The 20,777-nt window shown below is 70.2% G+C and carries 17 protein-coding genes; 13 read left to right on the plus strand and 4 right to left on the minus strand.

Annotation, left to right across the window (positions count from 1 at the left end):
- Nucleotides 1-113 precede the first annotated feature (113 nt).
- The 4 genes from eccB (at nucleotide 114) to ACIOEW_RS21950 (ending at nucleotide 3,825) form a co-directional block, all read left to right on the plus strand.
- Nucleotides 114-1,661 carry a type VII secretion protein EccB gene (gene eccB / locus ACIOEW_RS21935; RefSeq protein ID WP_401965198.1) on the plus strand — a complete coding sequence of 516 codons (1,548 nt, stop codon included), beginning with the start codon at nucleotides 114-116 and terminating at the stop codon, nucleotides 1,659-1,661.
- 53 nt (nucleotides 1,662-1,714) lie between these two features.
- Entirely contained in the window at nucleotides 1,715-2,935 is a 1,221-nt protein-coding gene (mycP, locus tag ACIOEW_RS21940; protein ID WP_401965200.1) for a type VII secretion-associated serine protease mycosin, read from the plus strand.
- 196 nt (nucleotides 2,936-3,131) lie between these two features.
- Nucleotides 3,132-3,482 carry a hypothetical protein gene (locus ACIOEW_RS21945; RefSeq protein WP_362556460.1) on the plus strand — a complete coding sequence of 117 codons (351 nt, stop codon included), beginning with the start codon at nucleotides 3,132-3,134 and terminating at the stop codon, nucleotides 3,480-3,482.
- Between the two features lie 37 nt (nucleotides 3,483-3,519).
- Nucleotides 3,520-3,825 carry a WXG100 family type VII secretion target gene (locus ACIOEW_RS21950; protein WP_362556462.1) on the plus strand — a complete coding sequence of 102 codons (306 nt, stop codon included), beginning with the start codon at nucleotides 3,520-3,522 and terminating at the stop codon, nucleotides 3,823-3,825.
- Between the two features lie 195 nt (nucleotides 3,826-4,020).
- On the opposite strand, the gene ACIOEW_RS21955 is transcribed toward ACIOEW_RS21950, so the two are convergent.
- Both ACIOEW_RS21955 and eccCa read right to left on the minus strand, forming a co-directional pair.
- Nucleotides 4,021-4,254, minus strand: a complete 234-nt coding sequence (locus ACIOEW_RS21955; RefSeq protein WP_351000634.1) for a DUF397 domain-containing protein — start codon at nucleotides 4,252-4,254, stop codon at nucleotides 4,021-4,023.
- 139 nt (nucleotides 4,255-4,393) lie between these two features.
- The gene (gene eccCa / locus ACIOEW_RS21960) at nucleotides 4,394-8,347 is read right to left on the minus strand and encodes a type VII secretion protein EccCa (RefSeq protein WP_401965202.1); all 3,954 of its coding nucleotides are present in this window, start codon (nucleotides 8,345-8,347) and stop codon (nucleotides 4,394-4,396) included.
- Between the two features lie 207 nt (nucleotides 8,348-8,554).
- Here eccCa and eccD point away from each other — a divergent pair, with 207 nt between their 5' ends.
- From eccD to ACIOEW_RS21990, 6 genes are all read left to right on the plus strand, one after another.
- Nucleotides 8,555-10,030 (plus strand): type VII secretion integral membrane protein EccD, encoded by a 1,476-nt coding sequence (gene eccD, locus ACIOEW_RS21965; RefSeq protein WP_401965203.1) that lies wholly within the window; start codon nucleotides 8,555-8,557, stop codon nucleotides 10,028-10,030.
- Between the two features lie 176 nt (nucleotides 10,031-10,206).
- A complete protein-coding gene (rpsO, locus tag ACIOEW_RS21970; RefSeq protein ID WP_018551846.1) occupies nucleotides 10,207-10,497 on the plus strand; it encodes a 30S ribosomal protein S15 in 291 nt (96 codons plus the stop codon).
- Between the two features lie 270 nt (nucleotides 10,498-10,767).
- Nucleotides 10,768-12,981, plus strand: coding sequence for a polyribonucleotide nucleotidyltransferase (locus ACIOEW_RS21975; protein ID WP_362556485.1), 2,214 nt, complete (start codon nucleotides 10,768-10,770; stop codon nucleotides 12,979-12,981).
- Nucleotides 12,978-14,357, plus strand: coding sequence for a M16 family metallopeptidase (locus tag ACIOEW_RS21980; protein ID WP_401965205.1), 1,380 nt, complete (start codon nucleotides 12,978-12,980; stop codon nucleotides 14,355-14,357). The genes ACIOEW_RS21975 and ACIOEW_RS21980 overlap by 4 nt, the downstream gene beginning before the upstream one ends.
- A gap of 23 nt (nucleotides 14,358-14,380) precedes the next feature.
- Complete coding sequence (gene dapB / locus ACIOEW_RS21985; RefSeq protein ID WP_401965206.1) at nucleotides 14,381-15,133, plus strand: 4-hydroxy-tetrahydrodipicolinate reductase; 753 nt, start codon at nucleotides 14,381-14,383, stop codon at nucleotides 15,131-15,133.
- 14 nt (nucleotides 15,134-15,147) lie between these two features.
- A complete protein-coding gene (locus ACIOEW_RS21990; protein ID WP_362556472.1) occupies nucleotides 15,148-15,618 on the plus strand; it encodes a tetratricopeptide repeat protein in 471 nt (156 codons plus the stop codon).
- 90 nt (nucleotides 15,619-15,708) lie between these two features.
- Here the strand turns inward: ACIOEW_RS21990 and ACIOEW_RS21995 are convergent, their stop codons facing one another.
- Entirely contained in the window at nucleotides 15,709-16,260 is a 552-nt protein-coding gene (locus ACIOEW_RS21995) for a hypothetical protein (protein ID WP_362556474.1), read from the minus strand.
- 94 nt (nucleotides 16,261-16,354) lie between these two features.
- On the minus strand, nucleotides 16,355-16,594 hold the full coding sequence (locus ACIOEW_RS22000; protein WP_362556476.1) for a hypothetical protein: 240 nt from the start codon (nucleotides 16,592-16,594) through the stop codon (nucleotides 16,355-16,357).
- Nucleotides 16,595-16,780: 186 nt separating this feature from the next.
- Between ACIOEW_RS22000 and thyX the strand changes: the two genes are divergently transcribed.
- From thyX to ACIOEW_RS22015, 3 genes are all read left to right on the plus strand, one after another.
- Complete coding sequence (gene thyX, locus ACIOEW_RS22005) at nucleotides 16,781-17,518, plus strand: FAD-dependent thymidylate synthase (RefSeq protein WP_351000610.1); 738 nt, start codon at nucleotides 16,781-16,783, stop codon at nucleotides 17,516-17,518.
- Between the two features lie 152 nt (nucleotides 17,519-17,670).
- The gene (gene dapA / locus ACIOEW_RS22010; RefSeq protein WP_401965207.1) at nucleotides 17,671-18,570 is read left to right on the plus strand and encodes a 4-hydroxy-tetrahydrodipicolinate synthase; all 900 of its coding nucleotides are present in this window, start codon (nucleotides 17,671-17,673) and stop codon (nucleotides 18,568-18,570) included.
- Between the two features lie 131 nt (nucleotides 18,571-18,701).
- Nucleotides 18,702-20,387, plus strand: coding sequence for a ribonuclease J (locus ACIOEW_RS22015; protein ID WP_362556482.1), 1,686 nt, complete (start codon nucleotides 18,702-18,704; stop codon nucleotides 20,385-20,387).
- Nucleotides 20,388-20,777 lie beyond the last annotated feature (390 nt).

A 20,777-nucleotide genomic window follows, 5' to 3' on the forward strand; every position in this document is an offset into this window, starting at 1 on the left:
TGAATCGACAGGCATAGTAGGGAGCCGGTCCGGCATCGGGGGGTCCGAAACGGGACGCCGGCCGCGGTCGCTCCCGGTGCCGCGCGGTCGGACACGGGGAGACGGACGGACTCATGGCATCGCGGCGCGACGACCTCAACGCGTACACCTTCGAGAAGCGGCGCATGGTGGCGGCATTCCTTCAGCCCTCGCCCACCGGTTCCGACGAGGGTGCCCCGCGCCCCCTGCGCGCCGTCGTGCCGGGCCTCGTCGTCGGCACCCTGATCCTCGCGGGGTTCGGCGCCTACGGCATGTTCAGGCCCGCCGCCCCCGAGGACTGGGACAGCCCCGGCACCAAAGTGATCGTCGGCAAGACGTCGACCACCCGCTACGTGGTGCTCACCACCGGCAAGGGCGGAAACCGCAGGACGCTGCTGCACCCCGTGCTGAACCTCGCCTCGGCCCGGCTGCTGCTGACTCCACAGAACTACGGTGTCGTTCAGGTCGCCGACGACATCCTCGACGCGGGCAAGCCCCCGCGCGGGCCCGTCCTCGGCATCCCGTACGCCCCCGACCGGCTGCCCGAGAAGAAGGACGCGGGCACCGCCAAGCGCTGGGCCGTCTGCGTCCAGCCCGGCAGCGGCAGCACCGTGCAGAAGGCCTCCTTCGTCCTCGCCGAACGCGACAACGCCCTGACCGAGAACGGCGGCCGGCTCAGCGGCGGCCAAGTGCTCTATGTCAAGGGACAGGACGGGACCCGCTACCTCGTCGACGCCCGCGGCACCAAGTACCGCGTCGACGAGACCGCCGCCGACCTCGGCCATCTCACCGGCGCCCTGGTCGGCAGCGCGCAGCCGCAGTCGGTCACGGACGACTGGCTGGCCACGCTGCACGACGGCAGCCCGGTCGCCTTCCCGCGGATCCCCGGCGACGTCGGCGCCCCGGCACACATCGAGGGACACCTGTCCGCGCGGGAGAACCGCGTCGGCACGGTGCTGCGCACCAGGAACGGAGAGGGCACCGCCCACTACGTCGTCCTCGACGGCGAGGTCCGGCCCGTCTCCGAGTTCACCGCCTGGCTGCTGATCAACTCCCCGCAGACCGCGTCCCTCGACCTGGCCGGAGAGGCGCGCCCCGCCGGCCTCCAGGACTTCGTTCCCGGCCCCGAACCCTTCGCGGGCCAGGCCGCGCGCTGGCCCACGCACAGAGCCGTCCGCGTCAACGCCACCGATGCGGGTGCCGCCGGCCGGGACACCGTCTGCAACGTGTTGCGCGGCACGGACGGCACCGGCCGGACGACGCTGAGTACCTGGGCCGGTGTCGCGTACCCCGCCTCCGTCGGCGCAGGCGGCACGAGCACCTACGTGACCCCGGGCAGCGGGCTGCTTTACACCCAGGTGAGGGAAGGGCAGAGCAGTCCGGACGGATCACTCTTCCTGGTGACGGACACCGGCCTGCGGTACGCGGTCCAGGCGAACGGCGACAGCGACGCCGAACGGTCCGGCATCGGCACCGGCGGAGCGAAGGACGGCTCCGACGGGCGGCCCGAACCCAGCCAGGCACAGATCAGGCTCGGATACGAGAAGGTGACGCCCGCCCTCGTCCCGATCGCCTGGTCGGAGTTCCTCGCCAAGGGCCCCAGGCTCGACACCAACAGCGCCCGTCGGCCGCAGGGTTCGTGACGCACCCGGGCGGGGCGGCGCGACACCGGAACACACGCGGGGGAGAGAGCGCGATGCCGTACCGGAAAAGGGTCCTGCTGACGGCGGCCGCCGCCGCGCTGGGCGCCCTGGCGGGGCCGCAGGCCGCGTACGCCGTTGCGGACCCGGGCGGTCCGCACCTGGACGGCGGCGGCGCGTGCGAGTTCCCGATGAAGGAGCAGTTCGAGGGACGCCCGTGGCCGCTCCAGCGGGTGCTTCTCGACGAACTGTGGCAGGACACGCGGGGCAAGGGGATCCGCGTCGCCGTCATCGACACCGGGGTGGACGACACCAATCCGCAGCTCAGGGGCGCCGTGGACGCCTCCGCGGGCATCGACTACACCGACGGCGGGGGAAGCGACGGGACGGTGGACGAGGTCGGTCACGGCACCAAGGTCGCCGGCATCATCGCCGCCCGCCCCCGCGGCGGCACCGGCTTCGTCGGCCTGGCCCCCGAGGCCACCGTCATCCCGATCCGTCAGAACGACGGGCGGCACAACGGCAGGGACAGCGCGATGGCCGCCGCGATCGACCACGCGATCGCCGAGGGCGCCCAGGTCATCAACATCTCCCAGGACACCAGCAGGCCGCTGGCCGACGACTCGCTGCTGGGCAGGGCGGTGGCGCGGGCGATCGCCGAGGACGTCGTGGTCGTCGCCGCCGCGGGCAACGGCGGCATGGACGGCAGACGGAGAAGCACCTACCCCGCAGCCTTCGACGGCGTCCTCGCCGTCGCCGCGTCAGACCGGAACAACGAACGCGCGCCCTTCTCCCAGGCAGGGGATTTCGTGGGGGTCGCCGCCCCCGGTGTCGACATCGTCTCCACCGTCCCGGGCAACGGCCAGTGCACCGACAACGGCACCAGCTTCTCCGCGCCGTACGTCACGGGGGTCGTCGCGCTCATGCGCGCCAAGTACCCGGACTGGACGGCGGCCCAGATCATCGCCCGTATAGAACAGACGGCGGAGCGCTCCGTCAACGGCCGTGACGCCTTCATCGGATGGGGTGTAGTCGATCCGGTCCGCGCACTGTCCGGAGACGACGCTCCGCAGGACGCCCCCCACCCGGACACGCCCCCCGCCGGGGCCCAGGCTCCCGAGCCGGCGCCCCTGCTGACGTCGGAGACCGCGCAGCAACGCAGTAAGCGGTACGCGGCCTACGCACTGGCCGCGGCTGCCGTGCTGGTGGCCGTGGTGGCCGGTGCCACGACCGTGGCGCGCGACCTCCGCAGACGCCGCGCTCCGCGCCGGCGGTGACCCGCACGAGGCGCCTTGGGTGACCCGGACCGAGGCGGCTCCCCGCCGCCGGGGGCGGCGGCACGAGGCGCCGAAGTGGCTAGGGTGATCGCGGACTTGAGACGGGTGACGGGGGATCAGGACCGGCCGGGGTGCTCCGGAGCCGGTGCGGCGCCCCCTGCCCGCATCCCCCAGCGAACCGAGAGAGGACCTCCGCATGACCAACCCCGCGGGCGGTTTCGGACTTGCCGACGAGCCGGTCATCCAGGCCAGGAACAAGATCGTCAAAACCGCAGAGGCGGTCTCCGTACAGGCCAGGGAGCTTGCCGACATCCTCGCGACGGCCGCGGCGGGCTGGACCGGTGCCGGGGCCTCGGGGTTCACGTCCGCGCAGCTCGTGATCAACGAGGACCACGACGAGATCCGCCGGCTGCTGAATGTGCTGCTCCACGCGGTGGGCAGTACCAGGAACCTCAGCAACGCCAATGACGAGGAGGTCCGCGCGGCCTTCAACGCGGTCAGGACACCGGCCTCGGCGGGCAACGCCTCGGGGCTCAACGGAGTCTGAACCGGTCCCCCCGCACCCGAAGCAGAGGAGAACCCGGATGGGGCACGACCCGCACACCAAGGTCAAGTACGAAAGCGTCCAGGAGATGGCGAACCGCATCCGCGTGGTGTCGCAGAACATCTGCCGCGACCTGGAGGAGATGGACGGCGCGCTCAAGGTGGTGACCGATACCTGGGACGGCGAGGCCCACACCGCGTACGTGATGCTCCAGAACAAGTACCGGGGCAAGGCCGACGACATGAAGGGCCGCCTGGAGCACGTCGCGAGGATCATCGAGAACGGCAAGGACAACTACCGCGCCACGGACCTCAGGGCCTCACGCCTCTTCACCGAGGCGTACTGAACGCACGAGGCACGGCGCCGCGCACAGGCAGGAGGGGTGCACGGCGCCGCGCACAGGCAGGAGGGGTGCACGGCGCCGCGCACAGGCAGGAGGGGTGCACGGCGCCGCGCACAGGCAGGAGGGGTGCACGGGGCCGCGCACAAGCAGGAGGGGCACGTTCCGGTGAACGTGCCCCTCCCGTACGCAGCCCCGCCCCTACGTCAGGTCGAACTCACCGTCCCGGGCGCCCAGTACGAACGCATGCCACTCGGCCTCCGTGTACCGCAGCACGGTGTCCGGATCCAGCGAGGACCTCATCGCCACGGCCCCGCCCGGCAGATGCGCGATCTCGACGCGCTCCTCCGCCTCCTCGGTCCCGGGCGCACTCAGCCATTCCACCCCCGAGATGTCGAGTGCGTACAGCTCGTCCTTCTCCGCCTGCGTGCCCATGGTCAGGGTTCCTCTCCGTACGTGGCTCTGCACGGCACCGTACAGGCAGTGCCGCGGCCTTTGGCGAGGTCGCCGATTCCCCGGCGAACGGCGCCCTTCTGTGCTCCCATGACGCAGTGCGCGCTCCTCGTCGCCCGTCTCAGGGCCGCTCCGGAAGCCTTCCGGTCTGCACCAGCGCACTGCCCTGCCGCCGGGTGGCGAAGTACCCGCGCCCCGGCGGCATCGGATGCCCGCGCACCGCGCCGATGAGATCCCCCTCGGCCGGATTCCCGGACAGCACCACCCCCTGCGCCCCCAGCTCCTTGATCCGCTGCATGAACACCTCGTACATCGCCCGCGAGGCCCCCGCCGAACTGCGCGCGATGACGAAGCGCACCCCGGTGTCCCGGGCGAACGGCAGATACTCCGCCAACGGGGCCAGCGGACCGCCCGCGCCCGTCGCCACCAGGTCGTAGTCGTCGACGACGACGAAGATCTGCGGACCCGTCCACCAGTTCCGGTCCCGCAGCTGCTGCGGAGTCACGTCCGCCGGGGGCTGCCGTCGCGCGAACACACCGGCCAGCGCCTCCATGTGCGTCCCCAGCGCATCCGGCGTCGGCGCGTACTCCAGCAGATGGCTCTCCGGCAGCGCGCCCAGCAGCCCGCGCCGGTAGTCCCCGACGACCAGCTTCGCCTCGTCGGGCGAGTACCGCTCCGCGATCTGCTTCGCGACGAGTCGCAGCAGACTGGTCTTGCCCGACTCGCTCTCGCCGAAGACCAGGAAGAACGGATCGGTGTCGAAGTCGACGAACACCGGCTCCAGATCCGTTTCGGCGATCCCGATCGCGATGCCGCGGTGCGGGAACTCGAACCCCTTCGGCAACAGCTCCGCGGGCAGCCTGAGCGGCAGCAGCCGTACGGCAGGCGCCGGCGCGCCCGCCCAGTCCGCCCGCACCCTGCCGACGAGCGCGGTGGTCGCATCGGCGAGGCCTGTCGCATCCGTGACCGAGTCGATGCGCGGCAGCGCGGCCATGAAGTGCAGTTTCTCCGCCACCTGCCCGCGGCCCGGCGTCCCGGCCGGCACCCTGCCCGCGACCTTCCGGTCGAACTCGGAGTCCATGACGTCGCCGAGCCGCAGTTCGAGCCGCCCGAGGATCTGGTCCTTGAGCGCGGCGCGCACCTCCATGTGACGCGTGGCCGACAGCACCACATGGACGCCGTAGCCGAGACCGCGCGCGGCGATGTCCGTGACGACCGGCTCCAGCGACTCGTACTCGTTCCGGAACCCGCCCCAGCCGTCGATGACCAGGAACACGTCCCCCCACGCCTCGCCGGGCAGTTCACCGAGAGCGCGCCTGCGCCGGTACGTGGCGACGGAGTCGATGCCCCGGGCGCGGAAGAACTCCTCGCGCCGGCTCAGTACCCCCGCCACCTCCGCGACCGTACGCCGCACCCGCTCCGGATCCAGCCGCGAGGCGATCTGCCCCACATGCGGCAGCTCCGCGAGCGGGGCCAGCCCGCCACCACCGAAGTCGAGACCGTAGAACTGCACCTCCTGCGGGGTGTGCGTGAGCGCGAACGACGCGATCAAGGTCCGCAGCAGCGTCGACTTGCCTGACTGCGGCCCTCCGACCACCATCTGATGCCCCGCCGCCCCGGAGAAGTCGCGGTACAGCACCTCGCGCCGCTGCTCGACCGGCTTGTCGACCAGGCCCAGGGGGACCGTCAGCCCGCCGGGCCGGTTGTACTCCGTGGCGGTGAAACCGCGCCCCTCGGACGACGCGAGGCCCGGCAGCAGCTGGTCCAGCGCCGGAGCCCGGTCCAGCGGCGGCAGCCACACCTGATGGGCCGGCACCCCCTGACCCTCCAGCCGCCGCACGACCACATCGAGCACTGTGTCGGACAACGCGTCGTCCCGCACCGGGGCGGCCGGCAAGACGGCCCCGCCGGGCTCCGCACCCGCCGACGGCACCGGCAGTGCGCGGAACAGGGCGGCCCGCCGCACGGCCGGGACGGGCCCCACCGCGGGGGCGGTGCCGCCCGCGCGGTACGCCCCCGACACGTACGCCGCCTTGAACCGCACCATCTCCTCCGTACCGGACTTGAGAAGGCCCGAGCCCGGCACCGACGGCAGGTGGTACGCGTCCGGCGCCCCCAGCACCGTCCGCGACTCGGCGGCCGAGAAGGTCCGCAGCCCGATCCGGTACGAGAGATACGTGTCCAGACCGCGCAGTCTGCCCTCCTCCAGCCGCTGCGAGGCCAGCAGCAGATGAACACCCAGCGAACGGCCGATACGGCCGATCTGGATGAACATGTCGATGAAGTCGGGCTTGGCGGTGAGCAGTTCGGAGAACTCGTCGATCACCAGTACCAGCGAGGCCAGCGGCTCCAGCGCCGCGCCCGCCGCCCGTGCCTTCTCGTAGTCGTGGATGCTGGCGTAGCTGCCCGCCGAGCGCAGCAGCTCCTGCCGGCGCTGGAGCTCCCCGCGGATCGCGTCGCCCATCCGGTCCACGAGGGCCAGGTCGTCGGCCAGGTTGGTGATGACCGCGGCCACGTGCGGCAGCTGCGACATACCGCTGAACGTCGCCCCGCCCTTGAAGTCCGCGAGCACGAAGTTCAGCGTCTCGGACGGGTGTGTGACCGCGAGACCCAGCACCAGCGTCCGCAGCAGCTCCGACTTGCCGGATCCCGTCGCGCCGACGCACAGCCCGTGCGGCCCCATGCCGCCATGGGCCGCCTCCTTGAGGTCCAGCATCACCGGCAGCCCGTCCTCGCCGACCCCGATGGGCACCCGCAGCCGTTCGGAGGCCGGTCGCGGCCGCCAGGTGCGCGCAACATCGACCGTGTCCGCGTCGCCGAGATCCAGCAGTTCGGTGAAGTCCAGGTCGGACAGCAGCGGTTCACCGTCCCTGCCCCCGCCCGTCCGCAACGGCGCCAGCTGCCGGGCCAGCGCCTCGGCCACAGGCAGCGAGATGCCGTCCGGCACACCCTCGTGCACCGCACCCGTCCCCGACTTCACCCGCAGCAGACCCGGCCGCGCCATCACGGTGAGCCCGTCGCGGGGAGCGGCCGGCTCAGCCTGCACCACCTCGACGAGGGTCACGCCCTGCAGCCCCTCGGGCGCCGCCGGCACCGAGCCACCTGCCGGCCACCCGCCGTCCAGGACCACCACGATGTGCGGCTGGTCCGGCAGCGGCGCGCTCTCCCCGCCGAACCGCGGCCGCCCCTCCAGCCGGCCGGCGAGTAACGGCTCCAGACCGGCCAGGTCCGCCGCGAACAGCCGCTTCGGTCCTGCCCCGTCGACCTGCCCCGGCACCTGCGTGTGCGGCAGCCACTTCGTCCAGTCCCAGCGCGCCACCGCTTCCGGCCCCGCCACGACCGCGACCACCAGGTCGTCGGGCGAGTGCAGCGTCACCAGCTGGGCCACCATCGCCCGCGCCACCGACCGGGCCGACTCCGGCAGGCCGCACACCGTCACCCGGTGGAACGCCCGCACCGGGAACGCCACCGGCAGCCCGTCCAGCGAGCCGTGCACCGCCAGGAACCGCCGCAGCGCGCCCGCGCACACCGGCTCCGCTTCGTCGGCCGGATCGGTCTCGGGCGCGGACAGGGGTGTCGACAGCCCCTGAACGCCGAGCCCGATCCGAACCTGCCCGAAGTCCTGGTCACCGGACCGCCGTTCCCAGACCCGGACGCCCTCGGCCACCACCGTCCGAAGCTGTTCGGGGCCCGGGTGCAGATACAACTGCGCGTCACGCTGGGCGCGCGCCGTCCGGCGCACCGCACGCCGGGTATGCGCCAGATACATGAGGTAGTCGCGCCGGGCATCCGCCAACTGCCCCTGTGTGCCCCGCCGATGACGGACCAGCTGGGCGACCGCCATGGCCGCCGTCGACACCAGCATCAGCACGCCCATGATCCGCATGAAGGGCGGCGCCTGGGGCGAGAAGAAGAAGACCACCGACGAACCCATGCCGAGCACCGGCAGGATCTGCATCAACCAGCCCTCCCGCTGCCCGCGCGGAAGCGGGGGAGGGGCTTTCAACACCAGCCCGTCCGCGGGCAGTTCCGGCGGCAGGGCCCGCGGCGGACGCTTCACGACGATCTGACTCACCGGTGCATCAATCCCTCGGTACGGACGGGCCGGGGGCGGAGGCCGGACGGACCCGCACCGGCGCCCCGTGGCTGCCTCCGCCCACGGAACGGCTCCCGCGCGACCGCGATCCTATGTGCCGGACTCCTGCGGAGATTACGGGATTCACCCTTTCCAGTAGGGTTGCGCGCGCATCGTGGGCAATTGCGGAACAGGGGGACCAGACACGTGAGTACGACCGCAGCGACCGGTTTCTGCCGGGTCACCGTCGTGGCACCCGACAGCCGGATCGACGTCGCGCTGCCCGAGGACCTCGCCGTCGCCGACGTCTGCCCGGAGGTCCTCCGCCTCACCGGCCGGACCCAGGCCGTCGCCACTCCCACCGGCTACCACCTCGTACGACGCGACGGCACCGTCCTCGACGACGCCCGCACCCTCGCCGCCCAGCAGGTGCTCGACGGCGAGATCCTCAGCCTGCGCCCGTTCGCCGAATCGCTGCCGCCCGCCTTGTTCGACGACGTCCCGGACGCCATCGCCTCGGCCGTGAGCCGCGACCGTCATCTGTGGAGCGACGACCTGCTGCGCGGCGCCGGCCCGGCGGGCGCCGCACTGCTCCTCGTCCTGCTGGGCCTCGTCCTCTGGTTCGCCGACCCGGTCCACCACGACACGCACAGCCTCCCCGGCGCCATCGCGGGCGCCGCCGGAGTGCTGCTCACCGCCTTCGCCGGGGTGCGCGCCCGGGTCTACGCGGACCGGACCACGGCCGTCGCGCTCGGCCTCGGCGCCCTGCCCCTCGTCCTCATCGCGGGCTCCGGGATCATCGGCCCGGACGCGGGCCAGGGGCCGGGCAGGCTTCAGCTCCTGCTCGGCTGCGTCGCGGTGCTGGCCGCCGCCGTCGTCCTGGTCGCCGTCACCCCGGGCGGCGACGCCCCGTTCGTCGCGGCGGCCTTCCTCGCCACCGCGGGAGCCCTGGCGGCCTTCGCCGCGATCCTCACCGCGTCCGCCGCCGCCTCGGCGGCAGCCGTCTGCGCCCCGGCCGCCATCGGGCTCGTCGCCTTCCTGCCCGGCCTCTCGGCCCGCTTCGCCCGGCTCCCCATCGGGGACGCCCCGCAGCGCCCCGCCCGGACCGGCTACGACGACCCCTTCGCCGATCCCGACGCCGGAGACGGGGACGCCGCCGTCGACGCCGCGCACATCGCGGAGCGGGCGCGGCGAGGCCATGAGCTCCTGCTCGGCCTCGTCGGAGGCTGCGCGGCCCTCGTCACCGCGTCCGCCGCGGTGCTCGGCTTCTCCGGCGACGCCTGGGGGCAGCTCCTCGCCGTGGCCGCGGGGCTCGCCATGCTGCTGCGCGCCCGGCTCTTCCGCTACACCTCGCAGGTCGTCTGCCTGCTCGCGGCGGGCCTCGGAGCCCTCGCCCTGCTGATCCTCGGCCTCGCGCTGAATCCGCCCGCCGGCCTGGCAGCGGAGCTCGCCAGGTACGGAGAGCGCGGCTCGCTCGACATCCGTACGGTGTGGCTTTCCGCGGCCGTCACCGCCGGTGCGGCCCTGCTGACAGCGGCGGGCCTGATTGTTCCCCGCAAGGGACTCTCCCCCTTCTGGGGCCGGACCCTGGACCTGACGGAGAGCGCGCTCCTGCTCTCCCTGGTGCCGCTCTGCATGGCGGTCCTCGACGTCTTCGCGCGCGCCAGGGCCCTCACGGGCTGAGGCCAGTCGGGGCCGCTCCGAACGGCTGGTAGTCTGGCTGTGGCCGTTTGTGTACGCGTTCCCGGTTGTCTCTGGGGGCTGCGCTCATCGGACCTTCGCTCTCGAGTCACTCAAGCTCCCCTGAGATCAAGACCAGGGGCACTCGTGGGCGCATCGAAGACCAAGAGGAGTACCGCGTGCCGCTCGACGCCGCTACGAAGAAGCAGATCATGACCGAGTTCGCGCAGAAGGAGGGCGACACCGGTTCCCCCGAGGTTCAGGTCGCCATGCTTTCGCGCCGCATCTCGGACCTGACGGAGCACCTCAAGACGCACAAGCACGACCACCACTCCCGTCGTGGTCTGCTGATCCTGGTCGGCCAGCGTCGCCGCCTCCTGCAGTACCTGGCCAAGAAGGACATCCAGCGCTTCCGTGCGCTCGTCGACCGCCTCGGCATCCGCCGTGGCGCGGCCGGCGGCGCCAAGTAAGGACGCTGTGAAAGGGAGCGGTTCCCACTTCTAGGGGGCCGCTCCCTTTGCCGTACGTGCGGTACCGGGGGCAACCTCAGTAACCTGGACGTACAACAACAGACGAGGAGAGGCGCGCCACGGCCGCCGCCGGTCCTCGGTAGTGGCCCCCGGGACAACGCCCGGGAGCTTCGATCGAAGACCGGCCCCGCACACACGGTGCGCCTCTCCGCACCGTCCCGCGCCACACGGGCGTAAGGACGAAAGACGACGAGTATGGAGAAAACACTAGTGGAGAACGAGACCCACTACGCCGAGGCCGTTATCGACAACGGAACCTTCGGCACCCGCACCATCCGCTTCGAGACGGGCCGCCTTGCCAAGCAGGCCGCCGGCTCCGCCGTCGCGTACCTGGACGACGACACCATGGTGCTGTCGGCCACCACCGCTTCCAAGCGGCCCAAGGACCAGCTCGACTTCTTCCCCCTCACGGTGGACGTCGAGGAGCGGCAGTACGCCGCAGGCAAGATCCCCGGCTCCTTCTTCCGCCGGGAGGGCCGCCCCTCCGAGGACGCGATCCTCACCTGCCGCCTGATCGACCGCCCGCTGCGCCCCTCCTTCAAGAAGGGCCTGCGCAACGAGATCCAGATCGTCGAGACGATCATGGCGCTCAACCCCGACCACCTGTACGACGTGGTCGCGATCAACGCCGCCTCCGCTTCCACGATCCTGGCGGGCCTGCCCTTCTCCGGCCCGATCGGCGCCACCCGCGTCGCCCTGATCAAGGGCCAGTGGGTCGCGTTCCCGACGCACACCGAGCTCGAGGACGCAGTCTTCGACATGGTCGTCGCCGGTCGCGTCCTCGAGGACGGCGACGTCGCGATCATGATGGTCGAGGCCGAGGCCACCGAGAAGACCATCCAGCTCGTCCAGGACGGTGCCGAGGCCCCGACCGAAGAGGTCGTCGCCGCCGGTCTGGAAGCCGCGAAGCCCTTCATCAAGGCGCTCTGCAAGGCCCAGTCGGACCTCGCCGCCAAGGCTGCCAAGCCCACCGGTGAGTTCCCGGTCTTCCTCGACTACCAGGACGACGTCCTGGAGGCCCTCAGCAAGGCCGTCAGCACCGAGCTCGCCAAGGCGCTCACCATCGCCGGCAAGCAGGAGCGCGAGGCGGAGCTCGACCGCATCAAGGAGATCGCGGGCGAGAAGCTCCTCCCGGCCTTCGAAGGCCGCGAGAAGGAGATCTCCGGTGCCTACCGTGCGCTGACCAAGAAGCTGGTCCGCGAGCGCGTCATCAAGGACAAGGTCCGCATCGACGGCCGCGGCGTCACGGACATCCGTACGCTCGCCGCCGAGGTCGAGGCCATCCCGCGCGTGCACGGCTCGGCGCTCTTCGAGCGTGGCGAGACCCAGATCCTGGGCGTCACCACCCTCAACATGCTCCGGATGGAGCAGCAGCTGGACACCCTTTCCCCGGTGACCCGCAAGCGCTACATGCACAACTACAACTTCCCGCCGTACTCCGTCGGTGAGACCGGCCGCGTGGGCTCGCCCAAGCGCCGCGAGATCGGCCACGGTGCGCTCGCCGAGCGCGCCATCGTGCCGGTGCTGCCGTCGCGCGAGGAGTTCCCCTACGCGATCCGCCAGGTCTCCGAGGCGCTGGGCTCCAACGGCTCGACGTCCATGGGCTCGGTCTGCGCCTCCACCATGTCCCTGCTGAACGCCGGTGTGCCCCTCAAGGCCGCCGTCGCCGGTATCGCCATGGGCCTGATCTCTGAGGAGATCGACGGCAAGACCCACTACGTCGCCCTCACCGACATCCTCGGTGCCGAGGACGCGTTCGGTGACATGGACTTCAAGGTCGCCGGTACGAAGCAGTTCGTCACCGCGCTCCAGCTCGACACCAAGCTCGACGGCATCCCCGCCTCGGTCCTGGCCGCCGCGCTGAAGCAGGCCCGTGACGCGCGCCTCCACATCCTCGACGTGATGAACGAGGCCATCGACGTCCCGGACGAGATGTCCCCGAACGCCCCGCGGATCATCACCGTCAAGATCCCGGTGGACAAGATCGGTGAGGTCATCGGCCCCAAGGGCAAGATGATCAACCAGATCCAGGAGGACACCGGCGCCGACATCACGATCGAGGACGACGGCACCATCTACATCGGTGCCCAGCAGGGCTCGCAGGCCGAGGCCGCGCGCGCCACGATCAACGCGATCGCCAACCCGACCATGCCGGAGGTCGGCGAGCGCTACCTGGGTACGGTCGTCAAGACCACCACCTTCGGTGCGTTCGTCTCCCTGATGCCCGGCAAGGACGGCCTGCTGCACATCTCGCAGATCCGCAAGCTCGCCGGTGGCAAGCGCGTGGAGAACGTCGAGGACGTGCTCGGCGTCGGCGCCAAGGTCCAGGTCGAGATCGCGGAGATCGACTCCCGCGGCAAGCTCTCCCTCATCCCCGTCGTCGAGGGTGAAGAGGACGAGAAGAAGGACGACACCGACAAGTGACGTCCCGTAGTTCCGTGACGACGGCCCGCCCCTCTTCGGAGGGGCGGGCCGTCGCCCGTACCCAAACGCTTCTCAAGGGCACCAACGGCATCGGCACGGTCCGCCGAACGGTCCTTCCCGGCGGCCTGCGCATCGTCACCGAGACGCTGCCCTCCGTACGCTCCGCCACCTTCGGTATCTGGGCCAACGTTGGATCACGCGACGAGACCCCGACGCTCAACGGCGCGACGCACTACCTCGAACACCTCCTCTTCAAGGGCACGGCCAAGCGCAGTGCCCTCGACATCTCGTCCGCGATCGACGCGGTCGGCGGCGAGATGAACGCCTTCACGGCGAAGGAGTACACCTGCTACTACGCTCGGGTCCTCGACACGGACCTGCCGCTGGCCATCGATGTCGTCTGCGACATGCTGACCGGCTCCCTGATCGCCTCGGAGGACGTCGACGCCGAGCGCGGCGTCATCCTCGAAGAAATCGCGATGACGGAGGACGACCCGGGCGACTGCGTGCACGACCTGTTCGCGCACACCATGCTCGGCGACACCCCGCTGGGCCGCCCGGTCCTCGGCACGGTCGACACGATCAACGCCCTGAACCGCGGCCAGATCGCCCGCTTCTACAAGAAGCACTACGACCCCACGCACCTGGTCGTCGCCGCAGCCGGCAACGTCGACCACGCCACGGTCGTACGCCAGGTCCGCAAGGCCTTCGAGCGCGCCGGAGCACTCTCCCGCACCGACGCCGTTCCGACGGCGCCGCGCGAGGGCTCCCGCACGCTGCGCACCGCGGGCCGGGTCGAACTGCAGAACCGCAAGACCGAGCAGGCCCACGTGGTCCTCGGCATGCCGGGGCTGGCCCGCACCGACGAGCGCCGCTGGGCCCTCGGCGTACTCAACACCGCCCTCGGCGGCGGCATGAGCTCCCGCCTCTTCCAGGAGGTACGGGAGAAGCGCGGCCTGGCCTACAGCGTCTACTCGTACACCTCGGGCTTCGCGGACTGCGGACTCTTCGGCGTGTACGCGGGCTGTCGGCCCAGCCAGGTCCACGACGTCCTCAAGATCTGCCGCGACGAGATCGACCGCGTCGCGTCGGACGGACTCGGCGACGATGAGATCAGCCGCGCGATCGGCCAGCTCTCCGGCTCCACCGTCCTCGGCCTTGAGGACACCGGCGCCCTGATGAACCGGATCGGCAAGAGCGAACTGTGCTGGGGCGAGCAGATGTCGGTCGACGACATGCTGGCCCGCATCGCGCAGGTGACACCGGACGACGTCCGCTCGGTGGCGGGCGAGGTCCTCGGACACCGCCCCTCGCTCTCCGTCATCGGCCCGCTTAAGGACAAGCAGGCCGGCCGCCTCGACGAAGCGGTCTCCTAATCCCTTTGTAAGGAAGCAGAGCAATGAGCAAGCTGCGCGTAGCCGTTCTCGGCGCCGGGGGCCGTATCGGCTCCGAGGCGGTACGAGCGGTCGAGGCCGCCGACGACATGGAGCTGGTGGCCGCACTCGGCCGCGGCGACAAGCTGGAGTCCCTCACGGACGCCGGCGCCCAGGTCGTCGTCGAGCTCACCACCCCCTCGTCGGTGATGGAGAACCTCGACTTCTGCGTCGGTTACGGCATCCACGCCGTGGTCGGCACCACCGGCTGGACCGACGAACGGCTCGCGCAGCTCACCACCTGGCTCTCCGGCTCTCCCGCGACCGGTGTGCTCATCGCGCCGAACTTCTCCATCGGCGCCGTCCTCACGATGAAGTTCGCGCAGCAGGCAGCCCGCTACTTCGAGTCGGTCGAGGTCATCGAGCTCCACCACCCCAACAAGGCCGACGCCCCCTCAGGCACCGCGGCCCGCACCGCCCAGCTGATCGCCGAAGCCCGCCGCGAGGCAGGCTGCGCACCCCAGCCGGACGCCACCGCGACGGCCCTGGACGGGGCACGAGGCGCCGACGTGGACGGCATCCCGGTCCACTCGGTACGGCTCCGCGGCCTCCTGGCCCACCAGGAGGTGCTGCTCGGTGGCGAGGGCGAGACCCTCACCATCCGTCACGACTCCCTGCACCACAGCAGCTTCATGCCGGGCATCCTGCTCGGAGCACGCCGCGTGGTGACCACGCCGGGCCTCACGTTCGGCCTGGAAAACTTCCTCGACCTGAACTGACTGAGCCCACCGCCATGCGCGCAAAGATCACATATGTCGTCACCGCTGCCGTCCTGGTCTTCTACTTCGTCCTGGTCGGCAGCCGAGGTGTCCTGCTCATCAAGCACGGCACGCTGCTGACGGTGACCTTCGGGGTCGCCGTGCTGATCCTTCCGGTCATCGGCATCTGGTTCCTCTGGAAGAACACCCAGTTCGTGCAGCGGGCCAACGCCCTGGCGGCCGAACTCGACGCCGAGGGCGGCCTGCCCGTCGACGACCTGGTCCGTACCCCGAGCGGACGTATCGACCGGGACTCCGCCGACGCGGTGTTCGCCCGCCGCCGGGAGGAGACGGAGGACACGCCGGACGACTGGCGCTGCTGGTTCCGCCTCGCTGTCGCCTACCAGGACGCCCGGGACACCCCCCGGGCCAGGAAGGCCATGCAGCGGGCCATCGCCCTCCACAGAGGCCGCACACCGGCCTCAGCGGCCCCGTCCGGCAACTAGTGCCGCGCACGTTCCCGCACAACGAGACCGTCCGGCGTTCTTCACGAACGCCGGACGGTCTCGTTGTTTCCGCCGGGAGGAGGCGAGCCCTCATTGCTGCCGGTACTCGTCCCCCCACGCCTCGATCGTGTCGGCGGCCCTGTCGAACGCCTCACCGCGCGCCAGGAAGTCCGCGTTGGAGTCGGTGAGCAGCGGCGGCATCGCGTCCCCACCCTTGCGTACGACGATCAGGGCCTGGCCCTGCACCGTGCGCGGGAACCCGAGCCACTTCACCGGCTGCTGGACCGTACGCACCGCGGCGGCGCGGTTCCACGGCACGGTCGTCGTCCGGAAGAAGCCCACCCGGCGTACACCGTGCCGGCTCACCCAGGCGCCGATCCGCAGCATCCGCAGGGCGCAGATGATCACCGCGAGGGCCAGGGCGAGACATGCGCCGGCCCCGGGCAGCGCCCCTGCGAACGCCGTGATCATCCCGGCGAACAGGATGAACGAGGCAAGCAGCAGCAGGCCGGCCGCAGCGGCGACACGCCAGGGCCCGGGGCGGTAGGGGCGCCGCCAGCTGTCGTGGTCGTCGAACGGCAGCGCGACGTCCTCAGCGCTCGCGTCAAATGCGCGGTCGGCCGTCAGAAAGGGCAGGGGCACGACTGATCCTCACTCACAAGCACGCTCGATTGCTGTGCCCGGTGAGGCTACCGAGGAGCCTACCGACCGGGCCACCCGAGGGGGCCCGGTCGAGTCAGCGGCCCTGTGCGGCCTCGGCCTGCTGGTGGTGCAACGGCGACTGTTCGGGAGCCAGGGCGGGCAGACCGAGCAGCAGCGATCCGGCGAGTCCGGCGACCACGGCGAGCCCGGTGAGGGTGCGGCCCGCCTTCTCGGAGAGGGAGGTGCGCTCCCGCGGGGGCGGTGTGACGTTACTGCGGAATCGGTCGGCCTCGGCTACGAACGAGAACGGGACGGATTCACGCCGGCGGAACATGAGGTAACTCTCCTTGAACTCTGATTCGGGTGGTGCTATTGAGTCAGACGCACGGGAGGCCCGATCGGTGCCCCGAATCGCCGGATTGGCCGAAGAAATCCCGGGACGGGCGGTGCGGACCACGTTGTCAGTGGCGGCCCGTAGAGTGGGCGCCGCCCGAGCGACGCCATTGGAAGGACCCCGCCGGTGACCGAGACCCCCGAGCCCGCAAAGCCCAGCTTCCGCAGCGATGTCACCGTTGACCTGGTGAAACACGCCGCCGGTGATTCCGATGTGCTGTTCGCCGCCCGTGTTTCCACGGCCGGTGAGCAGTCCCTCGAAGAGGTCACCAAGGACCCTGAGCGCTCCAAGGGGCTCATCAATTACCTGATGCGGGACCGGCACGGAAGCCCGTTCGAGCACAACTCGATGACCTTCTTCATCAGCGCCCCGATCTTCGTGTTCCGCGAGTTCATGCGGCACCGCGTCGGCTGGTCGTACAACGAGGAATCGGGACGCTACCGGGAGCTGGAGCCGGTCTTCTACGTCCCGGGGGAGTCCCGCAAGCTCGTCCAGCAGGGCCGTCCCGGCAAGTACGAGTTCGTCGAGGGGACCGAGGCGCAGGCGGAGCTCACCGGCCGTGTCATGGAGGACTCGTACCGCCAGGCGTACGACGCCTACCAGGAGATGCTGGCGGCAGGAGTGGCCCGCGAGGTCGCCCGTGCGGTCCTCCCGGTCGGCCTGTTCTCCTCGATGTACGCCACGTGCAACGCCCGCTCGCTGATGCACTTCCTCGGGCTGCGCACTCAGCACGAGCTGGCGAAGGTTCCCTCGTTCCCGCAGCGGGAGATCGAGATGGTCGGAGAGCAGATGGAGGCGCACTGGGCGCAGCTCATGCCGCTCACCCATGCAGCCTTCAACAAAAATGGACGCGTTGCCCCGTAAGAGGTGTCCGTATTGCGGCGTTTCGTGAAGTTCATCTAGGCTGATCAAACGGACCCGGCACTGCTTGAACCCCCGAGCAGGCAGTGCCGGGCTCCTCTTGCTTGTCCCCCCGAGGGGACACCGGGCGCCGAGCAACGAGTAGCGTGGTACCCATGGCTCCGATCTCCACTCCGCAGACCCCCTTCGGGCGGGTCCTCACCGCGATGGTCACGCCCTTCACGGCGGACGGCGCGCTCGACCTCGACGGCGCCCAGCGGCTCGCCACCCACCTGGTGGACGCAGGCAACGACGGCCTGATCATCAACGGCACCACCGGTGAGTCCCCGACCACCAGCGACGTGGAGAAAGACCAGCTCGTGCGGGCTGTGCTGGAGGCCGTCGGAGACCGGGCACACGTCATCGCCGGCATCGGTACCAACGACACCCGCCACAGCGTCGAGCTCGCCCGCACTGCCGAGCGCACCGGCGCCCACGGCCTCCTCGCGGTCACCCCGTACTACAACAAGCCGCCGCAGGAGGGCCTCCTCCGCCACTTCACGGCGATCGCGGACTCCACCGGTCTGCCGGTGATGCTCTACGACATTCCCGGGCGCAGCGGTGTGCCGATCGACACGGAGACCCTGGTCCGGCTGGCCGAGCACCCGCGCATCGTGGCCAACAAGGACGCCAAGGGCGACCTCGGCCGCGCCAGCTGGGCCATCGCACAGTCCGGCCTGGCCTGGTACTCGGGCGACGACATGCTGAACCTGCCGCTCCTGTCGGTCGGCGCGGTCGGTTTCGTCTCCGTCGTCGGCCATGTCGTCACCCCGGACCTGCGCGCCCTCATCGAGGCTTACCTCGGCGGCGACGTACAGAAGGCCACGGAGATCCACCAGAAGCTGCTGCCGGTGTTCACGGGCATGTTCCGTACGCAGGGTGTGATCACCACCAAGGCCGCGCTGACCCTCCAGGGCCTCCCGGCGGGCCCGCTCCGCCTCCCCCTGGTGGAACTCAGCGCACAGGAAACGGCACAGCTCAAGATCGATCTTGCCGCCGGTGGGGTACAGCTGTAACCACAGACTTCACAACTGAATACGCGAAGAACATTCGCAACAGAGCAACACCTAAGACAACAGCAAGTGCACGAATGACATGCGCGCCACGTGCCCAAGCGGTACGTGGCGTGCGTGGTAAGGAGAGTCTTTTGAGTCATCCGCATCCTGAACTCGGCACCCCGCCGAAGCTCCCGAAGGGCGGCCTGCGGGTCACCCCTCTGGGTGGCCTCGGCGAAATCGGCCGCAACATGACGGTCTTCGAGTACGGCGGCCGCCTGCTCATCGTCGACTGCGGCGTTCTCTTCCCTGAGGAGGAGCAGCCCGGAATCGACCTGATCCTTCCGGACTTCACCACCATCCGGGACCGTCTCGACGATGTCGAAGGCATCGTCCTGACGCACGGACACGAGGACCACATCGGTGGTGTCCCGTATCTGCTGCGCCTGAAGCCGGACATCCCGCTCATCGGCTCCAAGCTGACCCTCGCGCTCATCGAGGCGAAGCTTCAGGAGCACCGGATTCGTCCGTACACCCTTGAGGTCAAGGAGGGGCAGCGCGAGCGGCTCGGAGTCTTCGACTGCGAGTTCATCGCGGTCAACCACTCCATCCCCGACGCTCTCGCGGTCGCCATCCGCACGCCTGCGGGCATGGCCGTCGCCACCGGCGACTTCAAGATGGACCAGCTGCCGCTGGACGGCCGCCTCACCGACCTGCACGCGTTCGCCCGGCTGAGCGAGGAAGGCATCGACCTTCTGCTCTCCGACTCGACGAACGCGGAGGTGCCGGGCTTCGTACCGCCGGAGCGGGACATCTCCAACGTGCTGCGCACGGTCTTCGCCAACGCGCAGAAGCGCATCATCGTGGCGAGCTTCGCGAGCCATGTGCACCGCATCCAGCAGATCCTCGACACGGCCCACGAATACGGCCGCCGGGTCGCCTTCGTCGGACGTTCGATGGTCCGGAACATGGGCATCGCCCGTGACCTGGGCTATCTGAAGGTTCCCGCGGGCCTGGTCGTCGATGTGAAGACCCTCGACGACCTGCCGGACGACGAGGTCGTGCTGGTCTGCACGGGCTCGCAGGGCGAGCCGATGGCGGCTCTGTCCCGGATGGCCAACCGCGACCACCAGATCCGCATCGTCCAGGGCGACACCGTCATCCTGGCCTCGTCCCTGATCCCGGGTAACGAGAACGCGGTCTACCGCGTGATCAACGGTCTGACCCGCTGGGGTGCCAACGTCGTCCACAAGGGCAACGCCAAGGTCCACGTCTCGGGTCACGCCTCGGCCGGCGAGCTGCTGTACTTCTACAACATCTGCAAGCCGAAGAACCTGATGCCGGTTCACGGCGAATGGCGCCACCTGAGGGCCAACGCGGAACTGGGCGCCCTCACCGGTGTCCCGAAGGACCACATCGTCATCGCGGAGGACGGCGTCGTCGTCGACCTGATCGACGGCAAGGCCAAGATCGTGGGCAAGGTCCAGGCCGGCTATGTCTACGTCGACGGCCTCTCGGTCGGCGATGTCACCGAGACCTCTCTCAAGGACCGTCGCATCCTCGGTGACGAGGGGATCATCTCCGTCTTCATCGTGGTCGACAGCTCCTCCGGCAAGATCGTGGGCGGCCCCCACATCCAGGCCCGGGGCTCCGGCATCGACGACTCGGCGTTCAGCGCGGTCGTTCCGAAGGTCGAAGAGGCTCTCAACAAGTCGGCGCAGGACGGCGTCATGGAGCCCCACCAGCTCCAGCAGCTCGTCCGCCGCACTGTGGGCAAGTGGGTCTCCGACACCTACCGCCGGCGTCCGATGATCCTTCCCGTCGTCGTCGAGGTCTGACCCCGACGGGTGTGAACTCCGGAGCGGGGCCCCCGATTTGCATCGGGGCGCCCCGCTCCAGTACGTTTACGTCTCCGCTTCACCGGGAAGCACCGCGCACACACGTGTGCCGGGAGCCCCGCAGAGGGGCGGAAATCCCGACTCATCACTTCTGATAAAGTCGGGTCCGCCGAAAGGCAAGGTCACTTCAACGGCCATCAGAATTCAAATTCGGACCGGAAACGGGACGGGATGAGTCTGGTAAGGTTGAAACCGCTGGAAAGGGAAAGCGCGAAAGCGAAGAACTGGAAAGCGAAAATGCGAGGCCCGCTTCGACCGGGAATCGGACACGAAAGAGTCTGATAGAGTCGGAAACGCAAGACCGAAGGGAAGCGCCCGGAGGAAAGCCCC

The sequence above is a fragment of the Streptomyces sp. NPDC087901 genome, from assembly GCF_044742205.1.
In the GTDB taxonomy this organism is placed as follows: Bacteria; Actinomycetota; Actinomycetes; order Streptomycetales; family Streptomycetaceae; genus Streptomyces.